The sequence below is a fragment of the Acidobacteriota bacterium genome (genome assembly GCA_026707545.1).
Lineage (GTDB): Bacteria > Acidobacteriota > Thermoanaerobaculia > Multivoradales > Multivoraceae > Multivorans.
In genome coordinates this window covers 2,888,314-2,909,825 of sequence record JAPOWR010000001.1, presented here as the reverse complement: position 1 = coordinate 2,909,825, position 21,512 = coordinate 2,888,314, and the positions used below count along the sequence as shown (strand labels likewise).

The window sequence follows — 21,512 nt, the reverse complement described above, 5'->3', positions numbered from 1 at the left end:
GGTTTTACGTGAAGTAGGACGGAAGTTCCCGGCTAGCGCTGGAACAGCCGCGTGACCTTGACGATCAGCGCGCTGTTGTTGAGTCCCGGAAAGCCCTGCCCCAGGGTGTCGCGCTGTTCGTTGTACACGACGAACAGCTCGCTTCCGGGCCGGTACTCCCAGCGGAGCCGCACGTTCGCCGCCAGCCCGCGGCTCTCCGAGTCGTACTGCAGGAGCGCGATCACGAACATCCGCGGCGTCATCGTGTAGATGACGCGCATGTCGACGAGCTCCACGGCGAACTCGCCTTGGGGCAGGTCGACCTGATTCAGCGAGACGCTGGGCTCCAGGGCGAACTGGGGGGTCACGTTCACTCGTCCAAAGCCCCAGCCAAAGGAGGTCTTGCGGCCGCTGTAGAAGTCGCCGTACTCGAACAGAAAGCTGCCCGAGACCCGTCGCTGCTGGCCAAGGTTCAGGCTGCCCTGGACGTAGTCGAACTCGTAGCCGCCGACGGCGAGCGTGATGTCCTGGGCGATGGGAAACGGCCACGGGAGGAACTCGTAGGTCCGCGCGTAGGTGAGTTGGACCCGATCGCTGTTGTGGAACTCGATGCCGAACCCGACCGCTCCGTCCCGCGTTTCGACCAGGCCGGCGCCGTTCTCGATGTAGGCCATCGACCCGGTCCACGAGTACTTGCGCACCAGATTGCTGGCGGCCGGCCGTGGGCTGAACCGGAACTGGCCGAAGGACCGGCGCATGTCGTGGCGGCGCACGAATCCGATTTCCGGGTTGAAGTGGCCTCCGACCCGCAGGCGTTCCAACTGGACGCCGTAACGGTCCCCGTTGTAGTCCATCTGCAGGCGGTAGCTGGCGTCGTCCCCCTCCAGTACGGGCGTCCGGGTCTGGGCCCAGTAGGTGTTGAACGTGAGGTTTTCGAAGAACGCGAAGGTCCCGTCGACGCCGTACGCGTCGTTGCGCCCGTCACCGTTCAGTGCGACCGAGCGGCGCGTGTAGATGACGCCGACGCTGCTCCGCCGCAGGATGTCCCGCTTGAGTCGTACGACGCCGAAGTTCGTCGCGCGGGCGCCGGACAGCGCCTCGTCTTCCGACTGGATGTCCAGCAGGCCGAGGGTGTAGCGGCCCGTGCGGCCGGTCAGGCGGGCACCGCCCTCGATGGGGACCGCGCGCCCCTCGTGCAGGCCGATGCGCCGGCTGTAGAACAGGATGGGCGTGTCGAACGATGTGGCGAAGATGCCGGTTTCGGCGCCGCCGAAGCCGAAGGTCCCCTGGTTCTCGAGAAAGAAGTCGCGCTTCTCGGGAAAGAAGAGGCTGAAGCGCGTCAGATCGACCTGCTGCTGATCGGCTTCGACCTGGGCGAAGTCGGTGTTGTAGGTGAAGTCGGCGGTGAGGTTCTGGCTGAGCCCGTACTTGATGTCGATGCCGATGTCGGCGTCCACTTCGTTCGAGATCTCCGGGTCGGCCAGACGGTCGCTCACCATGTCGGCGACCAGATAGGGCTTGATCTCGAGGTTCTTCGAGGCCGGCGGCACCTCCAGTCCGACCAGGGGGCCGGCCAGCGACATCTGCATGATGCCCATCGGGCCCAGCGCCGGCGGGAGGCGGTTCAGGGTCGAGCTCTCGTTCTTCCACTGCGTGTAGCGCTGCAGGTTGATGCCCCAGATCTGCGCGCGGCCGGGGCGGTACCTGAGCGATCGGAACGGGATCGCGGCTTCGGCCGTCCAACCGCCGTCGAACCTGCCCGTTCTGAGATCCCAGACCGGATTCCAGTCGACGTTCATCTGGCGCTCGTCGGTGATCTGGGCGTCGAAGCGGCCGCCCGAGGCGTAGACGGTGAAGACGACCGCGTTGCGACCGTCATGGAACGTGTCGAGCGCGATGTCGAAGTAGTCGTCCTGGCTGTACGCGTCTCGCCGCATGTCGTTGGCCGCGATCCGGTCGGGGTCCTGCCAGCAGCGGAGCGACACGAAGACCGTGGTGTCGTCGAACGTGATCCAGACGTCCGTTTTGTCGGTGGCCGGCTCTCCCGGCCGGGGTTCGACCTGAAGGAAGTCGGAAATCGGGGGCACGGTGTCGTAGAGGACCTCGTCCAGCCTGCCGTCAATTCGGAGCGGCGTGGCGAGGCGGACCGCTCGAACCGTGGCCCGGCCGGAGTCGTCCCGGGTCATCACGGCCGGCGGCACGGGTGGCGGAGGCCCGTCGAAGGCGAAGGGGAGATCAAGCGGCCCTTCCGACGGCGCCGGCGAACCCGGCGGGGAGCCGGCATTCTGGCGTGCCCCGGTGGCTTGAGCCAGGAGGAAGCCGGCGAGCAGGCAGATCGCCAGGTGCGTGCGCGGCAGGCCGCGCGAGAGTAGCCGCATGCCTTAGCCGATCCGGTTCTCGCCCGCGTTCTCGTCCTGGTGCACGGTCACCGGCCAGCCGGGGAACTGGGCGTTCTCGCCGTCTTCGGTGCCGGCCGCGCTCAGAAAGCGGAACGCCTCGATCCGGTAGGTCTTCGCCTGCGTGTCGACCGTGACCAGGCCGAAGCCGCTGCTCTTCTGGTGCGCCCGCTCGTACGGGTCCGGCGCGGTGCCGACCTCCGGGTTGCCGATCGCGTAGACGTAGACCCGGTTGCCCAGCGGATCGCGGAACTCGCCGGTGTGCGCGAGGCCGTGCCGCGGCCGGTTCCGGTGCGGGGTGCCGACCTCGTCGGGCCGCCACCAGCGCGGGTAGCCGGCGCTGATCGCAGGCGTGCAGAATGCCCAGCAGCCGTCGCGTTGCCTGTCGGCGCCGTACTGCACGAGGGACGGCAGGTGCTGGTCGCCGCAGACGTGCAGGCACTTCGCCTTCCGGAGGATGCGCACCAGCCGGTTGCGCGGCGTCTGGGGCCAGCCGCCGCAGTCGAGATCCGCGATCAGGTAGTCGTCGTGGCCGCCGTGATGCGTGGCGACGCCGGCGAACACCGTCTGGCTGAGCAGCACCTTCATCGTGTGGCCGCGCCAGTCGCTGGCCCACTGCTCCAGGAACTCCTCCTGGCGCCCACCAAGCAGCGCGAGATCGGGCTGGTCGAGCGCGGAGGTGTCGGCGCTTTCGTCCAGTACGTGGTCGGCCCGGCCGGGTCCGGTGTCCACATGCTCCGGGCCGCTCTTGAACTGTCTGTCGGCCAGGATCGCGAACCCCACGCCGCCGTACACCATGTCGCCGTAGTAGACGCTGATGTCCTGTTCGACCGGCGCCGGGTCGAACGGGTCCGGGTGATGCGAGGCGTTCGTGCGGTGGACCACGTTGACCATCCGCGCCGGCTCCCGGTAGCCGCCGAGCGAGGACGTGCCCCGGCCGGTGTCCATCGCCTTGCCGCCCTCCCCCCAGATGTTGCCCTGGAAGACATCGTGGTCATCCGGAATACATAACGTCGGCCGGTCCCGCATCGTTTCCCGGAACGCCCAGCCGAACTCGTAGTACTTCCGCAGGTAGTTGAGGATCGCCGGCTCCGCCGGCTCCCGGATCAGGCCGTAGCCGCCGTGGTTCTCGTAGAGCTGGTCGCCCGAGAAGAAGAGGAGGTCGGGGTCGCGGGCCAGAACGTGGTCCGCGACCGGAGCGTAGGGGAACGAGTAGTCGTTCTGGCAGGTGAGGCCCGCCAGCCGCAGCGGCCGCCCGGCAGGGTTAGCCCGGATCGTGCCCCGCCACTCGTGCTCCGTCTCGCCGTCGTCCGTGTGCCGCTCGCGGTAGACGACCCGGAACGGCGCCGCGACCCGTTCGTTCCAGTTCGGGAGCCGGAACGTCGCCGTCCAGGCGTCCGGGTCGAGTTCGGCGAAGCCGTGGGACCGCCACTCCCCGTCGTGCTCCGTCAGCAGCTCGACCCGCCGGTCGTCGTCGGCGCCCAGTGGTGGGAGAAGCGCCGTCAGCTTGACCACGAACCCCTCGTCGCCGCGAGAGTCGCTAAGCGAGTACATCGACCACAGGATCGGCCCGAAACGGCGGTCCTCGTTGACCTCGAAGGCATCCCCGTCCACCGTCCACTCGCTGAACCCGTAACGGGCGCCCTCGCCCTTGGCGATCTCCCGGTCGAAGTTGCTGACGATCGCGACGTTCCCGGCGATGTCCACGGCGGCCAGGCGGTGTTCGACGCGACCGAGTTCGTCGCCGCCGATGTTCCGCGCCACCAGGGTGAGTTCGCAGTCCTCGCCTTCCGTACGACCCTCGAGAACCAGCACGACGCCATCGGCCACGATCGACTCCCCGCCGTCGACATCCGCGTTCACGCCGCCCAGCACCAGCCGCGCACCGACCAGTCCGGCATCGACCCCAACGCCCCGCGCAAAGCAGTTGCTCCGATGATCGTCGATCCGGTTGCGAACACCGATCCGAAACCCCACGCCACCGTCCCGTTCGCCCGCTTCCACTCGCCGGCAACGGACGGACATCCGAAACTTCCCCTGCTCACCCTCCAGTCGATGCGTGATCAGGTGAATGTTCCGGTCACCGCCGCCCGTCTGCACCTCCGCCGCTCCGTCCTCGACCCGCCAGTCCTCCATCGGATTCGCCCAGAACGATTCCCCGAGCCACACCCGGTCATTGGTCCGATGCCACCGATCGACCCGGGTCCCTGCGCTGCTCCTGTCCGCCTCTTGCCGGGCCGCCGCGGCACGTCCGGTCCCTTTGGGGAGGGACACCACGGCGGCCAGAAGTCCGAGTAGCCCGCGCCTACTGAAGCGATGCGGGGTTCGAGAAAACGCCTCCCTTTGACTTCGGCGGAATCGCATCCGCCGCAGTATCGCACTGGCCCATCAACTCTGGAAACGCCGAGTTGCGGCTTGGGCCGAATCCCGAGCCAGCTCGACGCCGTCCAGCCCGCACAGGGTCCGAGGGGGGAGGGTCCCAGCGGGCTCGAAGCGAGCGACTCCCGAGGTCATTTGGGGACCCAGGCCGAACCGAAGCGAGCGGAGTGAAGTGAGCGCAAACCCCTCATCGTCCGACCAAGCGCGAACGTCCGCTGGGACCCTCCCCCCTCGGACCCAACGCGGGCGGGTGACTGCACAACCGCCGCGCCGTCTCTCGGCCTCTCGGCCGGCGCGCCGCCGCCCTAGCGCGCCAGCGGATCCGGCCGGATCTGGAACTTGACGAACTTGCCGCGGGTGCCCTTGCCGCCCTCGGTGTGCCAGATGTAGTTCGTGCCGTAGTTGGCCCAGAGGGCGCGTCCCTTCCAGCCGGCGTCGGGGTCGTCGATGCGGCCGTCCAGGCCGCGAGAGAAGAAGCCGAGAGGGTAGGGGACCCGCAGCGTGGTCCACTCGCCGGTGTCGGGGTCGAGGACCAGCAGGCTGTCCGAGTTCGATCCGGTGGCGATCGGCGTGTTCTCGCCGAAGCCGCCGACGTCGTGCTGGTCGACCCAGTTGTAGTAGTGGAAGTCCGCCGGTACGTCCGAGCCCTTCATCGTGGGGCCCTCGGTCCGGTACAGGGTCCAGCCCTCCGGGCACTGGCTGCCGTCCGGGCTGTCCGGCTCGTCCCGCGGCTCGCACTTGCGGACATCCAGGCTCGCCAGGTGGCTGCTGCCCGCAAGCGCCGTCCACACCACCCCGTCGCTCGTGATGTCGATGCCGCGCGGGTCGAAGCCAGGTTCCGGGACGCGGAAGATCTGCGACCGGCAACTGGTCGGGGCGTCCTCGCCGCGCATCAGGCGGATGATGTAGCCGGGATAGGTCTGGGAGGCCCCCCACAGCGAGTCGTCGACCGGGCTCGGAATGACCGAGTAGAGGCCGTAGGAGAGTTGCGTGTCGTAGCGCGGGTCGGGCTCCGGCGTCGTCTCGGCCTCGCCCGCCGCGGCCCGTTCTTCCTGGGCCCTGACGGCATCGACACGGTAGGTGTAACCGCCCGCCGAGGCGACCGCGACGTTCCAGGGCTTGGTGATCTCGCCGTCGCCGTTCGTGTCGACGACCAGGGGGCACCAGCCGACGGCCTGCTGCTCGTCGCCGGTCTCGTCGAAGACCTTCGTGTCGACCCAGGAGAAGCCGGCGCCGCCGCCGTTGAAGTACACGGTTTCGTTGGCGTCGTTGTCGAACTGCAGGTGGTGAGTCGAGAAGCAGGTCTCGATCAGCGTGAACTTCCGGGTCACCGGGTCGAAGAAGGAGGCATGACGTCCGCCGGACCGCGGCGTCCACCAGGCCGCGTACTTGTTCTCCGGGTCGCTGCACCATGCCGGCGGGCGGCGCGCGCCGCGGATCTTGGAGGTCAGCCAGACGCGGCCCTTGCTGTCGATCATCGGGTTGTGCGGGTCGGACGGGTTGTAGGGGGGATTGCCCCAGATGTGCTCGTCGCCCCAGAAGAAGGACGGCCGCATCGGCGGCGGGAAGCGCGACGGGACCTCGCTTCGCGGTTCGCGGGTGGGGATGTTCCGGGCGTAGCTCACGTTCTGCACGGGGTCCAGGACCACGAGCTGGCCGTGCCCCGAACTCGCGGCGTAGATGGGGCCGCCGGGGTTGATGCCGGGGTTGTTCTTGTCGGTCGACACGAGATCGTGCATGAACGTCTTGTCGCTGCCCACGTCCCAGAGGGTGAGGACGAGGTTGCGCTCGATCCCTTGCGGCCGCGGCGGCGCCGGCGGCAGCTCTCCCGCGGCGATGCGCTCCGTCCAGTCGGCGTAGACGTCGAGCGAAGCGTCCATGCCCTGAATCCGGAGCACGTTGTACATCTGGTTGCCGCGCACTCCGGTGCCCAGCCGCCACTCCCAGGCTTCCTTGTGGGTGGTGAGCTCCGGCTTGGCCTCGAACACGTGATCGACGGTGCGGGTCTGGCGACTTCCGAGCTGGTGGCAGAAGTTGCAGTCCGACTTCAGCGAGTCGAGCCAGTGGGCCTGGGACAGCATGCGGGTTCCCATGCCGTTGCCGTCGTCGCCGGTACCGGGGAAGAGGCCCTCGTCCGGTGGCGCCATCAGGGACAGCCAGTAGTCGCCGGGATAGACCTTCGCGGCTTCCTCCGGAGTCGCCCCGGTGGTTGCCTGGAGCGTGACGGACTCGGCCGTTGGCCTCATCTCGAGCGGCTCGGAGTCGACGAGCCCGTATCCCCGCACCCAGACGGCGTAGCTCGCGTCGGGCAGTTCCGGCAGCATGAACCGGCCTTCGTCGTCGGTGACGACGATCTTCGCGAACTTCGTCGGCAGGTCTTCCGTCTCGGCGATCACCCAGACACCGGCTTCGGGGCCCCGGGCGCCCTGGACGACGCCGCCGATGTAGCCCTCGGGTGCGGGGAACTGGGTCGTGGGGACGGTTTCGGTCGGCGCACAGGCAACGGCCACAAGAACGCCGGGGGCGACAACGAACTGGATCAGCCTGGAGGTGGTCATGGGAACACCTTAGCGTCTCCGGGTCTAGCGGCTGTGCCGTTCCTCCGCCGTTTGCTTCAACGCCCGGCCGACGCTTGCGAAGCCGCGATGCATGGCGCCGCCGAACAGGAGGCGGGCAATCGGCGCCAGCGGTCCTTCGAGGGTGTCGGTGTTGAAGTAGGTGCAGCTCGTCTCGCTTCGCTTCTCGAGCCGCTGGACGCGCAGCGCCTTGACGAGTCCGAGGGCGACGTTCGTGGTCCACGCCAGGCGGGTTGGCGGTTCGACGATCGCGATCCGCTCGGTCTGCTTCCGGTTGTAGCGGTCCAGCTTGACGTCGAAGTGGATCGTGGAGCCGACGCGTACATTCGTCTTCCGGTAGGTCCGGGCGAAGGGGTTCCATTCGTGGTATCGGTCGAGATCGACGAGGAGGTCCCAGGCCACCTCGGTCGGTGCGTGGATCTCGACCGGCTCTGATTCGATCGAGTGCTTGAACATCGGGGGCCTCCTGCGCCGCTACTGCTGGCCGAGTGACCGGAACCAGCGGTCCGTTTCTTCCCAGAGGCGTCGCGACGCGGCTTCGTCCCGGGCGTCGGGGATGGGCTCGGCCTTGGCGCAGCGCTCATGGTAGTGGCCGCCCTCCAGGTGCGGATCCGTGGCGCAGTGGATCGTCGTCTGCGCGGCCTGCGCCGGCGTCAGGAGGATCAGCGGCGCCAGCGGCGTGAACAGGCGCTTCGTCCGCCTGAGCCACCGGGGCTCGTCCTGCCAGCCGAAGGTCATGTTCGAGTAGGCGGAGCCCGGATGCAGGGCGGCTGTTCGCAGGTTCCCGTCCGAGGCGTAGCGGCGCTGCAGCTCAAGAGCATGGTGGATCAGGGCCAGCTTGGACTGGCCGTAGGCGGTCCAGGAGTCGAGCCTGTCCGGGGGCGCGAAGAAGCGGTCGTTGCTGCCCTTGTCGTGCTGGTGCGAGGAGACGTTGATCACCCGCGCATCGCCGCTCCGCCGGCCGGACTCGAGCAGCATCGGCAGCAGCAGGCGGGTCAGGTGGAAAGTCCCGAGGTAGTTCGTGCGCCAGTGGATCTCGACGCCGTCTGCGGCGACCCTGCGCTCGCGCCATCGCCAGAGCACGTCGCGGAGGATGCCGGCGTTGTTGATCAGCACGTCCAGGCGGCCGCCGAACGTCTCGCGGTACCAGGCGGCGAAGTCGGCGACGCTGCCGGCGTCGGCGAGATCGAGCCGGTGGGCCTCGATTCCGTTCGGTCGCTGCCCGGCGTCCCGCAGCTCCCGCAACAGGGTCTCCCTGGCGGTTGCGCTGTCGCGCGGGCAGGTGACCGCGACGTCGGCGCCCCAGGCGGCGAGCGTTCTGGCGACCTGGTAGCCGATCGACCCGGGCGTCCCGCCGGTGACGATCACCTTTCTGCCCGACATGTCGACCCGCCCGGCCACCGGCTTGCGCGAAGAGAGCTCCCACATGTGGTGGAAGGCCTTGGAGAGGCCGGATCCGGGACGGTAGGCCACTGGCGTCAGCTCGGCGGTGCCTGCGTCTCGAGCAACGTCTCGCTGGCCTGCCACAGGCTGGCGCCGTTGGCCGGGTCCGTGGCGTGCTCGGACGGGCGCTTCTCGCGCAGCATGTGGAGGTAGATGCCGCTGCGCCTGCCGGCGTCGTCGGCGCAGCACAGATAGCTCACGGGCCTGGCGGCCTTCTCCGGCGTCAGGAAGAAGAACCTCATCATCGGGACCACCAGGGGCTTCAGGAACCACGGCGCTTCCCGGGCGATGGCCGTGTTGACCGGGCCGGGACAGAGCGAGTGCACGACGACGTGGCCCTCGCCTTCGCGGTTCAGGCGACGCGAGAGCTCCGTCGCGTAGGTGCAGAGGACGAGCTTGCTTGCGCCGTAGTGCCTGATCCCGTCCCGGACGCCGTAGTCCGTGAACTCGCCGAAGCGGTCGAAGTCGATCGGCTCGGCGGAGCGGTGGGCGTCGGAGGAGACGATGACGATGCGGGGCGCCTCCCCGATCGGGTTCGCCGGGCGAACCGTCTTGTCCCTCAGCCAGCGGTCGACCAGCACCCGGTTGGCGAGGAAGTGGACGGCGAACATCGTCTCGAACCCCTGCGGCGTGGGTCGGGCGCGACGCGGCATGAGGCCAGCGTTGAGGACCCCGATGTCAATCGTCGTTTCCCGGTCGCGTAGCTCGTCGCAGAGCCGATGCACCGAACGCATGTCGGAGAGATCGACCCGCAGCATCTCGACTCGGTCGGAGCCGGAAGCGGCCCGGACCTTTTCGCCCGCTTCGGGGTGACCGCTCCGGCAGGCCATCAGGACGTGGCCGCCGCGCTTTGCGAGATCGATGGCGACGGCCTTGCCGACGCCGCTGTTGGCTCCGGTCACGAGGCACGTCTTGCCGTCGATCCGAACGGAAGCCGGCAGCGGCTCGATCTCCGGCCGCTCTGCAGCCCGATCCCGGACCGCCTTGCGCAGCACCTTGAAGAGTTTCTTCATGCGGCTTGTCAGCTTACTCACGGGGAATGGAGTGCCGTTTTCGATAGGCCGCCATTCCCTGCTCGATCACTTCCCGGTTCAGGCCGAAGCTCTCCGGTTCGTAGACATGCCGCCCGTAGCGGTGCTGCACGTTGCGGCTCGCGGTCCGCTCCGCGGCTTTCAGCGCGTCCGGTCCGAAGGGAATGCCGGCCCGTTGGTAGACCTTGCCCAGGACCGCCATCGGATTGTCGACCAGGTCGACGTAGGAGACGTCGACGAAGCGGCGCGGGTCCGCGGCTTCCCGGACGCGTGCGGTCAGCTCGACCAGTCGGCAGGTCTTGGCGAACCAGTGCGCGCCGATCTCCTTCGGGTCGACCCGGTCGCTGAACAGGCCGCGGCCGTGGGCGACCATGCTGCAGAACGAGGGGATGGACTTCAGCGGATCGCGGTGCGTGCGGACGACGGTGGCGGTCGGGAAGACCTCGAGAGCGACGTCCATGTACTCCATGTGATGTGGCGTCTTGAGCACCCAGTGACGACGAGGTCGTTGCCAGTGCAGGACCTGGAGCAGTGTGCGGAACTCCTCGTACGCGCGCGTATGGTCCTGGTCTTCCAGCCAGCGGGAGTAGGCAGGCACGTGCATGGTCGCTTCCGCCGACTGGCTCATGAAGGACACGTCGAGCAGCAGCACGTCCTCCTCCGGAGCGTCGTGTTCGGCGGGATGAACGGCGAAGAAGGCGGGGGCGAGATAGGCGATGGCTTTCTCCGCGATGAGGGCCTGTCGGATCCGGGCGTGAGGATCGCCCGGTTCCTCGCGCGGCAGGGGCAGCGGATTCAGTCCCTCCCAGGCTTCGACGGCGCGCATCTCGGGGTGGGAGGCGATCAGCCGATGCAGCGTGGTCGTGCCGGTGCGCTGCAGGCCGGCGATCACGATGATCGGGCCGAGGTCGATGTCGCGGATCTCCGGCCGGCGGCGGAGCAGTTCCTCGACGCGCAGGCGTGTAGCCAGCGCTCCCTCGATTCGCCGCCGCTGGATCAGCCGGCCCAGGAACGTGAGGTCGGCCTCCTCGTTGATCGAGCGGACGAGGACCGACAGGGGCTCCATGAACCACTCGTCGCCGAAGCTGGACAGGCCGGTTCTCCTTCGGGCCTTCGCGACCATCCTGTCGACGTCGAGTCTGCCGGTTGCGCCGAGGCGGCGTGCCGCACGCCCAACCGCGTTCAGCAGCGCGACCGGAAGCGGCCGGTACGGCCGCTCGTAGTCCGTCGGCGTTTCGGCAACCCGCTTCGCCATCGGGTCAGCGGCGTAGTGCCGACAGCTCGGCCAGCTTGACGACCCGCGTCCCGGGCTCCGGGTGCTTTTCGGCCCGGATCCATCGGAAGCACATCGTGCCGGAGGTGTGACCGGCGGTGTCGAGCCAGTTCGGGAGTCCCGGGTCCTCGTGGGCCACGATCAGGCGCACGGAACCATCCTCCTCGTACTCGGCGAGATGCTTGTTCGTGTGGATCGTGTGGTAGCGGTAGTCGAGCGATTCCATCCAGTAGTTGTTGAGCTGAAAGTTCCAGTGCTCGCACTCCGGCGGCGTGGCCTCGATGACCAGCGCTTCGTTCTCGGCCAGCCGCCAGTGGGAGTGGTAGTAGGCGATGTTCGGGTCGCCACCGGCCTGGTTCGACGTCTCCTGGTCGAAGCGGGGCAACCTGTTCGAGTGCTTCTGGAAGTCGCGCGCCCACTTCGCGAACAGGAGCGAGGCGCCGGCGACCAGGGTGCTCGCCGAGCGCAGCCCCTCGTCGACCTGGGCCGGCGTCAGGGGCGCGGGGCGCTTCTCTTCGGGAGCGCAGTTGATCCGCTCGATTCGAAGCTCGGCCGGAACTTCCGTTCGCCGATCGAGGAAGGTCTGGCGCACGATGAGCATGCCCGTGTCGGGCTTCATCGGCAGCCAGTTGCCTTCCTTCTGTTCGCAACTGAGGACGAGCTCGAACCGACCGTCGTCATCCATCTCGAGTTCCGCGGCCTCGATGTAGCCGGTAGGCGGCAAGCCGCCGCCCTGGCCGTAGTGGCCGGCCTGGGTGCCGAAGCCGAGGTAGGCGACGGTGTTCCGCCGTCCGCTGATCCGGTACTCGTACTCACCCGAGAGCGCGGCGGTCAGGTAGTGGTTGTCCGGGTTGTCGGAGCCGAGCTTGACCGTCTCGTTGGCGACGCGGTGAAGCACCGGCGCCCGCGGGTCGGCGTGCTCGACGAAGGCCATCAGGCCAGCGCGCGCCAGCCGGCTGAGATAGCGGTAACCCTCGGCCTGGTTGAAGGAGTCGCGTGGAGTCCCGGGGAAGTTCAGCGACGCGCCGGCGGCCTTCAGCGTGTCGCAGAACTCGTCCCAGGCGCGGCCGGTGACGACACGCTGCGCAGCGACGTCGTCCTCGGACTGCCCGCGGAGCCTGCGGATCGACAGCGAGATCCGGCGAAAGAGTCCAAGAAGAGCGATGACGAGCTTCCTCATCGTGATCTTCCTCCTGCCGTCATTCGGCAGGGCCAACCGGCGTGCCGTAGGGAACCGGCGGTTCGCGCTCGTGCGTCGGCCCGAGGGCAACGATGCGCCAGCGCCCGCGAGTGGCTCGAACGTCCAGGGATTGCGTCTCGTAGCTCGCTTCCCGAACGTACTCGACCTCGAGGCGCACGGTGTCGCCAAGATCCTCCTTGCCGGTCACGGCGACTCCCTTGAGGCCGGCGATCCGCTGGCGGAGGTACTGCCGGAAGGCGGCATCGCCCATTTCGTCGCGCACCGTCTCCAGTTGCTCGCGCACCTCGCCGGCGAAGAGATCGAGATAGGCATCCGCCGCGCCCTCGCGGCTGACGTCGACCATCTCCCAGAAGACGTCGCTCGGATCGCCCGCATCCTCCCCGCGCTCCGGCAGGCGGTCGCGCAGGGCGACAGCCAGGCCGGCCGCGAGCACCACGACGGTCAGCGCCGTCGCGCCGACGTTGCGGCTCATCCTCACGGCTGGCCGTTCGACCCAGGTGTCAGCTCGCGGCGGAGGAAGTCAATGTCGATCGTGCTCTGACCGGGCTCGAGAATCGTCTTCCGCATGCGGGGGAGGACCCGTTCCATCGTCTCCAGATAGGTGCGCGTGCGGATCTCGGCGCGCGCTCCCTGGTCGGCGTTCGCGATCGAGCGGAACCGGTCGGCCTCACCGGTCGCCCTCTCGACTTCGGCGGTGCGGAAGCTCTCGGCCCCGGCGACGAGCGCGCGCGCCTCGCCGCGCGCCACCGGGACGACCTCGTTGCGGTAGCTCTCCGCCTCGCGGATCAGGCGGTCGCGGTCCTCCCGGGCGCTGGCGACGTCGTTGAAGGCCTCGCGGACAAGACTCGGCGGGCTCACCCCTTCGAGACTCGCGGACAGGACGGTGACGCCGGTCCCGAACCGATCGAACAGCTCCTGCGAGGCGGCCTGGACGCTCTGCTGCACCGCCACCTTGCCGGTCGTCAGCAGCTCGTCGACGCCCATGCCGGCGACGACTTCAAGCAGCGCGCTGCGCCCGCTGGTCTCGAGCAGCGACTCGACGTCCGCGAAGCGCAGCGAGTAGGCGAGCGGATCGTGGATCGCGTAGAGGACGACGAGCCGCACATGGACGACGTTGCGGTCGCCGGTCAACCACCGCGCCTCTGCCGGCGTCGCGTCGCCGCCGAGCACCCGGTCGGCCGCCGCGAAGCCGAGCGTCAGCCGCTTGGCTTCCCGCACCTTCAGCTTGTCCACCCGGCCGACGGGCCGCGGCCAGTTCCAGTGCAGGCCGGGCCCTGCCGCGGTTGGGCGCACCTTGCCCAGGACACGGGTCACCGCCTCTTCGTCCGGGGCGACGAAGTAGACGCCCCAGGCCAGCCACATGAGCGCCAGGGTCAGCGCTGCGGCGAGGATGCCGCGGAGCCTCATTGAGAGGCTCCGCCCAGCAGCGAGAAGAGTTCCGAGTCCGCCGACAGGATGACGGTCGTCTGGTCGTCGAGGATCGACTCGTAGGACTCGAGAGTACGCAGGAAGCGGTAGAGGGAAGGGTCCTGCCGATAGGCGTCGCCGTAGATGCCGGCCGCCTCGGCGTCGCCCTGGCCGCGGAGGATCTCGGCTTCACGGTAGGCGCCGGCCAGGATCAACTCCCGGTCCCGGTCGGCCTCGGCGCGAATGATCATCGCCTGTTCCTCGCCCTGGGCCCGGTACTCCTTCGCGATCCGTTCGCGCTCCGCCCGCATGCGGGCGAAGACGGACTCCAGGTTCTGCTCCGGGAAGCTCAGGCGGGTGAGCTGGACTTCGAGGATTTCGACCCCGAGCTGGGGGAGGGAGACGGCGACCGCCGACTCGCGGACTTCGGCCGAGACCTTCTCGATCCGCAGTTTCTTCGGTTCGGTCGACACGAGTTGCGAGAGTTCCGTGCGGCCGAGCGCGGCCGCCAGGCCGGCCCAGACCACGTCGTGCAGCCGCATCTCGGCGCCGGAGCGGTCGCCGATCGTCTCCAGGAACCGCGCCGGGTCGGCGATCCGCCAGACGACCGCGGTGTCGACGACCAGGTTCTTCTTGTCCTGGGTGAGGAACTCGGCCGGCGCCGGATCGTAGAGGAGCACCCGGTTGTCGAAGCGAAGCCGCCGGTCGATCGGCCACTTGAGCCTGAGGCCCGGTTCCTCGATCGTCCGGACCGGCTTGCCGAAGCGGGTGACGATCGCGCTCTCGGTCTCCGGCACGACGAAGACGGATCGGACCAACGCGACGATCGCAAGCGCGACCAGACCGGCGCGCCACCAGGACGCGCGCCGGCGCGGCGAATGCTCGTGCCTTTCGCCGTCGTCGTGGCGGTGCGCCTCGTGGTTGTGACCGTGGTGGTCGTGGTGTTGATGATGGTCGTGATCGGTCATTGGTCTACCTCGTTCTGGGCCGGACCCGGTGGAGGAACGAAGACATCGAGAAGGCGGTCGGACGTTTCGTCGACGAAGACGAAGCGCTTGCGACCGCCGGTCGCGTCGGTGATCAGTTTCGGTTTGCCGGCAAGCGAGTCTTCGATCGTCTGGAGCTGGAGCCGGAACCGGTGCAGGTCGTTCGCGCGCCGGTACGCTCCGGCGCGCATCTCGAAGCGCTCGCTCTCGCCGCGGCCGGCCTCCACGCGCCGGTTCTGGTACGCCTCGGCTTCGAGGAGTTGCCGGCGCGCCTCGCCGCGGGCAATCGGCAGCCGCTCGAGCGCGTAGCCTTCGGCCTCGTCTATCAGGGTCTCCCGCTCCTCGAGCGCGCTCGCCGCGTCACGGAAGGCGTCGACGACATCGAGCGGCGGGTGGGCGTCCTGTACCGTCGCGCTCACGACCTCGACACCCGCGCCGAGGCTCTCGAGCAGCGCCGCGAGATGCGTGTGCCAGGCGTTCTCGATGCCGTCGCGCCGGCCGGTCAGCACGTCGTCTAGCGAGTGGCCGGCGAGCACGGTGCGGAGCGACCGCTCGGCGCTCGCTTCGACCAGTCGCGCGGGATCGGCCGCGGCGAAGGCGAAGGCGGCGGCGTCGGCGACCCGGTAGTGGATCCGGGCCGCGACCTCGACCAGGTTCTCGTCGCCGGTCAGCATCAGGCGATCGAGCGGCGGCGTCTCGTCGAAGCCGGCGTGACGCACGTTCCACTCGTAGCTCGGCTCGGCGCCGGCTTCGCTGGCAACGGTTCCTCGCGGCGAGCCGACCGCGGCCATCCGCAGGCGGTCCGGTTCGACCCGAATCACCCGGTCGACCGGCCACGGCCAGCGCAAGTGAAGGCCCGGGCCGAGTTCATCGCCGACGTGGCGGCCGAAGCGCTGCACGAGGCCGACTTCCTGGGGATCGATCATGCGCAGGCCGCTCGCCGCCCAGATCGCGGCGAGCGCGAACGGCGCCGCGCGCAGCAGCCGGGGGGCCGCGGACCCGATCCGGGCGGGGCTGTCCTGGAGAGCGTGTTCGAGGCGATGAACCGTCGCGCGCCGACCGGCGTTGAACGCCTTCCAGCCGGCGACCAGTCCGTCCATGGGACCGGCGAGCATGCGAAAGCGGCCGAAGCCCCGGTCTTCCCGTGCGGCCACCGCTCGCCCCTCGTAGAGCAGCCGGACACAGTTCAGAATAACGAGTAGCGACGCGGCCTGGTGAACGATCGCCGCCGCGGCCGGGGGCAGCCAGCCGAAGGCCGCGAAGCCGACGGCGACGAAGTTGATGCCGAAGGCGAAGATCAGGATGCTGCTGCGGATCCGCGCGACCACCCGGCGGGCGTAGCGGAGCAGGGGCGCCAGGTAGTCGAGCCGGTCGGGCAGCAGGACGACCTGGGCCGCCTCCGCCGAGAGGTCGGCGGCGCCGTGGCCGATCGCGACGCCGACGGACGCGGCGGCGAGTGACGGCGCGTCGTTGATTCCGTCACCGACCATGAGGACGTTGCGGTCGCCGCGGGAAAGCTCGCCGAGCCGGCCTACCTTGTCTTCGGGCAGCAACTCCGCCTGGACCTGGTCGATGCCGGCCCGGCGGCCGATCGTGCGCGCAGTTCCCTCGGCGTCGCCGGTCAGCATGACGATCGGATCGACACCGGCCTGGCGCAGGTCGGCGACCGCGTCGGTCGCTTCATCGCGGAGCGGGTCGGCAAGGGCGAGCGCGCCTGCCAGCGCGCCGTCGACGGCGACGGCCAGCCGCGTTTCGCCGCTGCCCGGTGTGGGCACGACGCTCTCGGCCACGGCGTCCATCCCGTCCTCGCCGACGACCTCCGCGAGCAGCGCCTGGTTGCCGACCGCGACCTCGTGCCCGCCGACGGTGGCTGTCACGCCCCGGCCCGGATGGAGCCGGAAGTTCTCGGGCTCCGAGAGCTCGAGTTGCCGCTCGCGGGCCTCGGTGACCAGCGCCCGCCCGAGCAGGTGCTCGGAAGTCAACTCAGCGCTTGCCGCGAGTCGGAGCAGGCGATTCTCGGCCAAGCCGCCGACTGGGGCGATCGCGGTCAGCGCGGGGCGCCCGCAGGTCAGCGTGCCCGTCTTGTCCAGCACGCAGGCGTCGATGCGCGACAGCGATTCGATCACGTCGCCGCCCTTGACCAGCGCGCCCTCGCGGGCCAGCCGCGCGATCGCCGAGGCCATGGCTGCCGGCGTGGCCAGTACCAGGGCGCACGGGCAGGCGACGATCAGCGCCGCCACCGTGCGCATCATCTCGCCGGTGAACAGGTAGATGCCGCCGGCCGCGACCAGCACCGCGGGGAGGAAGAACCGGGCCAGCTTGTCGGCGGTGCGCACGACCCGGGCGCGCCGGCTCTGCGCGTCCTCGATCAGGCTCGCGATGCGGGCGACGGTCGTGTCGTTGCCGGTTCGCTCGGAGCGGATGTCGAGGACGCCGTACTCGTTCAGGCTGCCGCTCCAGACCGCGTCGCCGACGCCGAGCTGGGCCGGCAGCGGTTCGCCGGTGACGCTGCTCTGGTCGACGGACGACTCGCCGCGCTCGATCATCCCGTCCACCGGCACGCGCTCGCCGGCGAGCACCCGCACGAGGTCCCCGATCTCGACCTCGTCGAGCGCCACGAGCTCCGCGGTTTCCTCGGTGCCGTCGCGCAGCACCCGCGCCTGCTCGGGCTGGCTGGCGACGAAACCGGCGATCGCTCCCTTGGCGCGGTCCACCGTCCAGTGCTCGATCCCTTCGCCGATCAGCATGATGAACATGACCTCGGCGGCGGCGAAGTACTCGCCGATCCACACCGCGGCGCCAGCCGCGATGGCGATCGTCAGGTGGGACGAGAAGTGTCCCTGGAGCAGGTCCAGGATCGCGTGGCGGATGAGCGGATAGCCGGCGACCAGGGTGAGGATGAGCGCCAGGTCGATGCCGGCGACCGTGCGGACGACGCCGAGCAGGTAGAGCAGCAGCAGGACCCCGACCGCGACGCAGAGCGCGATGTAGCCGATCCGCTGCAGCAGCCCGTGGCTGTGCGAGTGGCCGTGGCCATCGTCGTGGCCGTGAACCTGGAAATTGGGAGCGCCCATCAGGAGGGTGCCGCGCTCACACCGCGAAAAGCATGATGGCCAGCCCTGAGCTGGCGATCGCGAGGCCGCTCAGCGTGTGAACGTGCGCCTGCAGCCTGGGGAAACGCACGAAGTCGAGGCCCCGGTAGGCGAGCGCCACGACGACCGCCATCGTCCCGATCGTCGTTACGCCGAATGCCAGCGTCACGGGAACCACCGCCCACAGGCCGACCTGGAAGGCCGGCACCATGAGAATGGGGATCAGCGGTTCGCAGGGCCCGAGCACGAAGATGACGAACAGGCTCCAGGCGGTGAGCCCGGCAATGCCGGCGGCAGGAGCCTTCGGGTGCTCGTGGGCGCCCGCCGCCGGATGCTCGTGGGAATGGACGAGCCCGCCGGCGTGCTCGTGGACGTGCCGCTGCTGCCGGCGCCTGCGCGCCATGGACCAGGCCGCGTACATCAGACCGAAGAGGACGAGCGCCCACGCCGCCAGATCGCCGCGGACCGCCTCGATCGATTCGAAGACGCCGACGCGACCCTCCATCCAGTGGTGCCCTTCCTGGAGATCGAGACCGGTGGCGAAGATCGCCAGCCCGATGCCGGCGCCGCCGAGGAGGACCGACGAGGCCACGTGCCCGCCGCCGCACAGTCCGGTGACCCAAAGCGTCCGCCGCAGCGACCATCCCCGCGCCTTGCCGAGGACGACGAACGGCAGCGTGTGGTCGATGCCGATCAGCGTGTGGACGAAGCCGATGCCGACCGCGGCCGAAACCAGGACCCAGACCGCGTCCATCCTTCTAGGACCTCGCGCCGCAGAACGCAGCGAAGCGAGTGCCGCGGAGCGAGGTCGTGGAGAGGTGGGGGCTGGGGCCAAACATGGAGCCTGCGACAGGTTTGGCGGCGCTACTCGACCGTCACCCAGATCGGCGACGACCAGGCGATCTCCTTGTTCTTCTGGATCACCCGCACATAGTAGTAGTGCTCGCCAGGTTCCACGTCGCTGTCGACGAATGTCAGGTCGACCTCCTGGTCCAGGTTCTGGCGGTTGTACAGGAAGGTCTGGTCGCGGATGATGTCGACCTGCTCGATGCGGGCCGTGCCGATCACCTTGACCACCAGTTCGAAGCGGCCCGAGACCTCGGCGATGTCGCCCTGGAGGTACTCCCGGCCGTTCGCCCGCATCCGGTAGTCGAGGATGATGTTGTCCGTCGCGGCGTAGGAGTGGCGCTGCTTCATCGCGTCGAGTAGGCCCTGGGTGGTGAAGTCCTCGGCGATCGTGGCGGCGTAGGAGATGTGAGTCGAGATGTGATCCGACGCCGCCTGTACGCCGAGCTTGTAGCCCTTCGCCCAGGCGTTCCAGACGAACCCAGCGGGCTGAAAGCCGCCCTGCTGGCCGATCGGCTTCTCACGGGTGGCTGCCCGGGGAGCCCCTTCGTACTCCGCCGACGTGCGGTCGCCCTGGTAGATCTCGACCAGAGGTTCCACCTCCGGGTCGTTGTCGCGCCAGTCGGTGCCCATGCCGGTGGCCGAGGTGTGGGGGATCGAGATCGCGTCGTGCTCCCGGAGGTACGCGAACAGTCGCGCCGCGCCTTCCTCGCTCTGTGACTCCGCCTCGGTGATCGGCAGGGTCGGCATGCCGCGCTTCGCGGAGAGGATGTTCCGGTGGCCGCCTGGATAGCTGATGCTGCGCTCGTAGGTGTAGACGGGAACGAAGCTTCCCGGCAGCCGGAAGATGTCGGCGATCTGGGGGTGCAGCCAGTTGACGTACTCGATGTCCTGGCCGCCCCGGTTGTTGTGCTCGCTGACGCCGAGGAAGTCGAGTTCGGCGGCGTCCAGGGCGTAGCGGTAGGCCTCCATCAGCGAGCCGTCGTTCAGGCCGTCGTGCGAGAACTCCGTGTGGCGGTGGGTGTCGCCCCGGTAGATGCGGTAGGTACGCCCCTCCGACTCGATCGTGTAGGCGCGGATGCGCGCCACGTCCTCGGCTTCATTGGGATGGACCGGGTAGGTCGTGAAGGCGCGTGTCTCCGGCGTGACGAGTCGCGGCGGCGTGACTTCGCCGGTCAGTGCGGGCAGTCTCGCCGCGTTGATCGAAGAGTGCTCGAAGAGGTACTCCTCGGAGTCCCGGCTGTCGGTCGGCCAGGCCGCGAACAGGTTGCCTTGCCCGTCCGAGGCCAGTTCCCAGCGCACGTCCTGGCGGCCGCGGCTGAAGGGCAAGTGGAGTGGCCGCGTCCACTCGCCGCCGACGTACGCCGTGCCGAAGATCTGCCAGGCGGCGCGGTGTGCCGGCGTGAAGTCCGGCGTGTCGCGGGCTCGGATCGTGCGGTGGCGGAAGAACAGCCACATCCTGCCGTCGGCATCGGTCCGCAGCACCGGCAGGTCGTTGAAGCCCGGGATGTACTCGGGTAGTTCGCGCTCGAGCAGCTCGTTCACGTCGGCTTCGGGCACCTGCCAGCGGAGGCCGTTCCACACCGCCACCGCAAGAGTGCGCCACTCGTAGAGGCGCGTCGCCTCCTTGTAGATCTCGAAGCCCGAGTCCTTGCCCCACTGGAAGCCGCTCTCGTTCCAGGCAGCCCAGAGGCGGTTCCGGGCGTCGCAGGCGATCGACACGTGGGCCTCGAACTTCGGCGTGTCGGCTACCGGGACCACATCGCTCCAGCCGGTGCCGGCGAAGCTGCGCAACTGGATGTCGTAGTTGCCCTGGTCGTAGGTGTCCCAGGCGACGAAGACCCGACCGTCGCCGCAGGCTGCGACGGCGGGGGTCCAGTCGTTGGCCGCGGAGGTCGAGACGGGTCCTTCGGCCGACCAGCGGGAACCGTCGTGGCGGCGGGCGAAGATGTCGGAGCGGCCGTCGCGGAAGCCCTGCCAGACCAGCCACAGGTTGCCCTCCGCGTCGCTGGCCAGCTCGTGTTCGATGTCGGCCTGAGGCGCGTAGGTCAGGCGTTCGGTGGCCGACCAGGAGCCGTCGGCGACGCTCTGCAGGTAGCGGCCGTAGAGGTCGAAGTTGCCGTCCACCTGCTCGGACCAGACGACCCAGGGGCGTCCCCTGCGGTCGCGCGCGAGCTTCGGCATCAGGCGGTCGCCCGGTTCGTCGGTGACCTGGATCGCCGGCTGCCAGGCCGAGCCGTCGAAGCGCCTCGCGATGATCGAGACACCGCCGTCCCGGTAGGCGGTCCAGGCCGCCCATACCTCGCCGTCCTCGCCGCTCGTCATCGTCGCGAAGTCGCTCTCGACTTCCGGCGACGACAGCGGTTCCGCCGGAGCGACCCGGTCGGCCAGCACGGCGCCGTCGAGGAATGCGAGTTCTTCGCCGACCCGGAGGTCGGACGGCCGGAGGTCGAAGTCGCCGTGGGGAGTCGAGAACGCGAGCCGCGTCCCCGACTGCGCCGCCACATCGACGACGACTCCAGGGTGGTGTAGGTAGGTCACCGTCCCCTTCGGGTCCTCCCACTGGTAGACCCGGCGCGGGTAGTTCATCCCGGGCCTGGTTGCCATCGTCCAACTCGCGCCGTTGACCGACTCCGACGGATGGGCGCTCCAGTTCCGCAGCGCCAGCAGATCGCCGTTCGAGACCTCGACCGAGCCGTCCCAGGACTGCGGTTCGGTGTCCGTGATCCCGAAACGCACCCGGACGGAGACGACGTCGTCGCCGGTGAGCGATGGAATGGGCTGGGCGGCGAGCGAGCCGGTCAGGAGGAGAGTGCAGACCAGGCCGCCGACGGCGGCATGGAGCAGGGCGGATCGTCGGGCCATGACTCCTCCAGACGAGGCGAACAGAAGTGGATCAACGG

General features: G+C 69.1%; 14 protein-coding genes. All 14 read right to left on the bottom strand.

Annotated features, from left to right (window positions below; genetic code table 11):
* Positions 1–32: 32 nt before the first annotated feature.
* The 14 genes from OXG83_11560 to OXG83_11495 all read right to left on the bottom strand — a co-directional run bounded on the left by OXG83_11560 (position 33) and on the right by OXG83_11495 (position 21,474).
* On the bottom strand, positions 33–2,357 hold the full coding sequence (locus OXG83_11560) for a DUF5916 domain-containing protein (GenBank protein ID MCY3965666.1): 2,325 nt from the start codon (positions 2,355–2,357) through the stop codon (positions 33–35).
* A 3-nt stretch (positions 2,358–2,360) separates the two neighbouring features.
* Complete coding sequence (locus OXG83_11555) at positions 2,361–4,544, bottom strand: alkaline phosphatase D family protein (GenBank protein MCY3965665.1); 2,184 nt, start codon at positions 4,542–4,544, stop codon at positions 2,361–2,363.
* Positions 4,545–5,059: 515 nt separating this feature from the next.
* Positions 5,060–7,312, bottom strand: a complete 2,253-nt coding sequence (locus OXG83_11550) for a carboxypeptidase regulatory-like domain-containing protein (GenBank protein ID MCY3965664.1) — start codon at positions 7,310–7,312, stop codon at positions 5,060–5,062.
* Positions 7,313–7,336: 24 nt separating this feature from the next.
* The gene (locus tag OXG83_11545) at positions 7,337–7,786 is read right to left on the bottom strand and encodes an SRPBCC domain-containing protein (protein MCY3965663.1); all 450 of its coding nucleotides are present in this window, start codon (positions 7,784–7,786) and stop codon (positions 7,337–7,339) included.
* An 18-nt stretch (positions 7,787–7,804) separates the two neighbouring features.
* Positions 7,805–8,803 (bottom strand): SDR family NAD(P)-dependent oxidoreductase, encoded by a 999-nt coding sequence (locus OXG83_11540; protein MCY3965662.1) that lies wholly within the window; start codon positions 8,801–8,803, stop codon positions 7,805–7,807.
* Between the two features lie 5 nt (positions 8,804–8,808).
* A complete protein-coding gene (locus OXG83_11535) occupies positions 8,809–9,786 on the bottom strand; it encodes an SDR family NAD(P)-dependent oxidoreductase (GenBank protein MCY3965661.1) in 978 nt (325 codons plus the stop codon).
* A 13-nt stretch (positions 9,787–9,799) separates the two neighbouring features.
* Positions 9,800–11,059, bottom strand: coding sequence for a sulfotransferase (locus OXG83_11530; protein MCY3965660.1), 1,260 nt, complete (start codon positions 11,057–11,059; stop codon positions 9,800–9,802).
* Positions 11,060–11,063: 4 nt separating this feature from the next.
* Entirely contained in the window at positions 11,064–12,257 is a 1,194-nt protein-coding gene (locus tag OXG83_11525) for a DUF1214 domain-containing protein (protein MCY3965659.1), read from the bottom strand.
* Positions 12,258–12,276: 19 nt separating this feature from the next.
* Entirely contained in the window at positions 12,277–12,750 is a 474-nt protein-coding gene (locus OXG83_11520) for a hypothetical protein (protein ID MCY3965658.1), read from the bottom strand.
* Between the two features lie 2 nt (positions 12,751–12,752).
* Positions 12,753–13,685: an FtsH protease activity modulator HflK gene (gene hflK, locus OXG83_11515; protein ID MCY3965657.1), complete on the bottom strand. Its 933-nt coding sequence runs from the start codon at positions 13,683–13,685 to the stop codon at positions 12,753–12,755.
* Positions 13,682–14,653: a protease modulator HflC gene (locus OXG83_11510; GenBank protein MCY3965656.1), complete on the bottom strand. Its 972-nt coding sequence runs from the start codon at positions 14,651–14,653 to the stop codon at positions 13,682–13,684. The genes hflK (OXG83_11515) and OXG83_11510 overlap by 4 nt, the downstream gene beginning before the upstream one ends.
* Complete coding sequence (gene hflK, locus OXG83_11505) at positions 14,650–17,745, bottom strand: FtsH protease activity modulator HflK (protein ID MCY3965655.1); 3,096 nt, start codon at positions 17,743–17,745, stop codon at positions 14,650–14,652. Before hflK (OXG83_11505) ends, OXG83_11510 begins: the two co-directional genes overlap by 4 nt.
* A 16-nt stretch (positions 17,746–17,761) precedes the next feature.
* Positions 17,762–18,517: a hypothetical protein gene (locus OXG83_11500; GenBank protein MCY3965654.1), complete on the bottom strand. Its 756-nt coding sequence runs from the start codon at positions 18,515–18,517 to the stop codon at positions 17,762–17,764.
* A gap of 110 nt (positions 18,518–18,627) precedes the next feature.
* Positions 18,628–21,474 carry a hypothetical protein gene (locus tag OXG83_11495; GenBank protein MCY3965653.1) on the bottom strand — a complete coding sequence of 949 codons (2,847 nt, stop codon included), beginning with the start codon at positions 21,472–21,474 and terminating at the stop codon, positions 18,628–18,630.
* Positions 21,475–21,512: the final 38 nt, after the last annotated feature.

Excerpts from the sequence above, each read along its gene's own strand:
- OXG83_11530 (MCY3965660.1), bottom strand. The coding sequence starts at position 11,059 with ATGGCGAAGCGGGTTGCCGAAACGCCGACGGACTACGAGCGGCCGTAC.
- OXG83_11560 (MCY3965666.1), bottom strand. The coding sequence starts at position 2,357 with ATGCGGCTACTCTCGCGCGGCCTGCCGCGCACGCACCTGGCGATCTGC.
- OXG83_11550 (MCY3965664.1), bottom strand. The coding sequence starts at position 7,312 with ATGACCACCTCCAGGCTGATCCAGTTCGTTGTCGCCCCCGGCGTTCTT.
- OXG83_11510 (MCY3965656.1), bottom strand. The coding sequence starts at position 14,653 with ATGACCGATCACGACCATCATCAACACCACGACCACCACGGTCACAAC.
- OXG83_11500 (MCY3965654.1), bottom strand. The coding sequence starts at position 18,517 with ATGGACGCGGTCTGGGTCCTGGTTTCGGCCGCGGTCGGCATCGGCTTC.
- OXG83_11545 (MCY3965663.1), bottom strand. The coding sequence starts at position 7,786 with ATGTTCAAGCACTCGATCGAATCAGAGCCGGTCGAGATCCACGCACCG.
- OXG83_11520 (MCY3965658.1), bottom strand. The coding sequence starts at position 12,750 with ATGAGCCGCAACGTCGGCGCGACGGCGCTGACCGTCGTGGTGCTCGCG.
- OXG83_11495 (MCY3965653.1), bottom strand. The coding sequence starts at position 21,474 with ATGGCCCGACGATCCGCCCTGCTCCATGCCGCCGTCGGCGGCCTGGTC.
- OXG83_11525 (MCY3965659.1), bottom strand. The coding sequence starts at position 12,257 with ATGAGGAAGCTCGTCATCGCTCTTCTTGGACTCTTTCGCCGGATCTCG.
- hflK (MCY3965655.1), bottom strand. The coding sequence starts at position 17,745 with ATGGGCGCTCCCAATTTCCAGGTTCACGGCCACGACGATGGCCACGGC.
- hflK (MCY3965657.1), bottom strand. The coding sequence starts at position 13,685 with ATGAGGCTCCGCGGCATCCTCGCCGCAGCGCTGACCCTGGCGCTCATG.
- OXG83_11535 (MCY3965661.1), bottom strand. The coding sequence starts at position 9,786 with ATGAAGAAACTCTTCAAGGTGCTGCGCAAGGCGGTCCGGGATCGGGCT.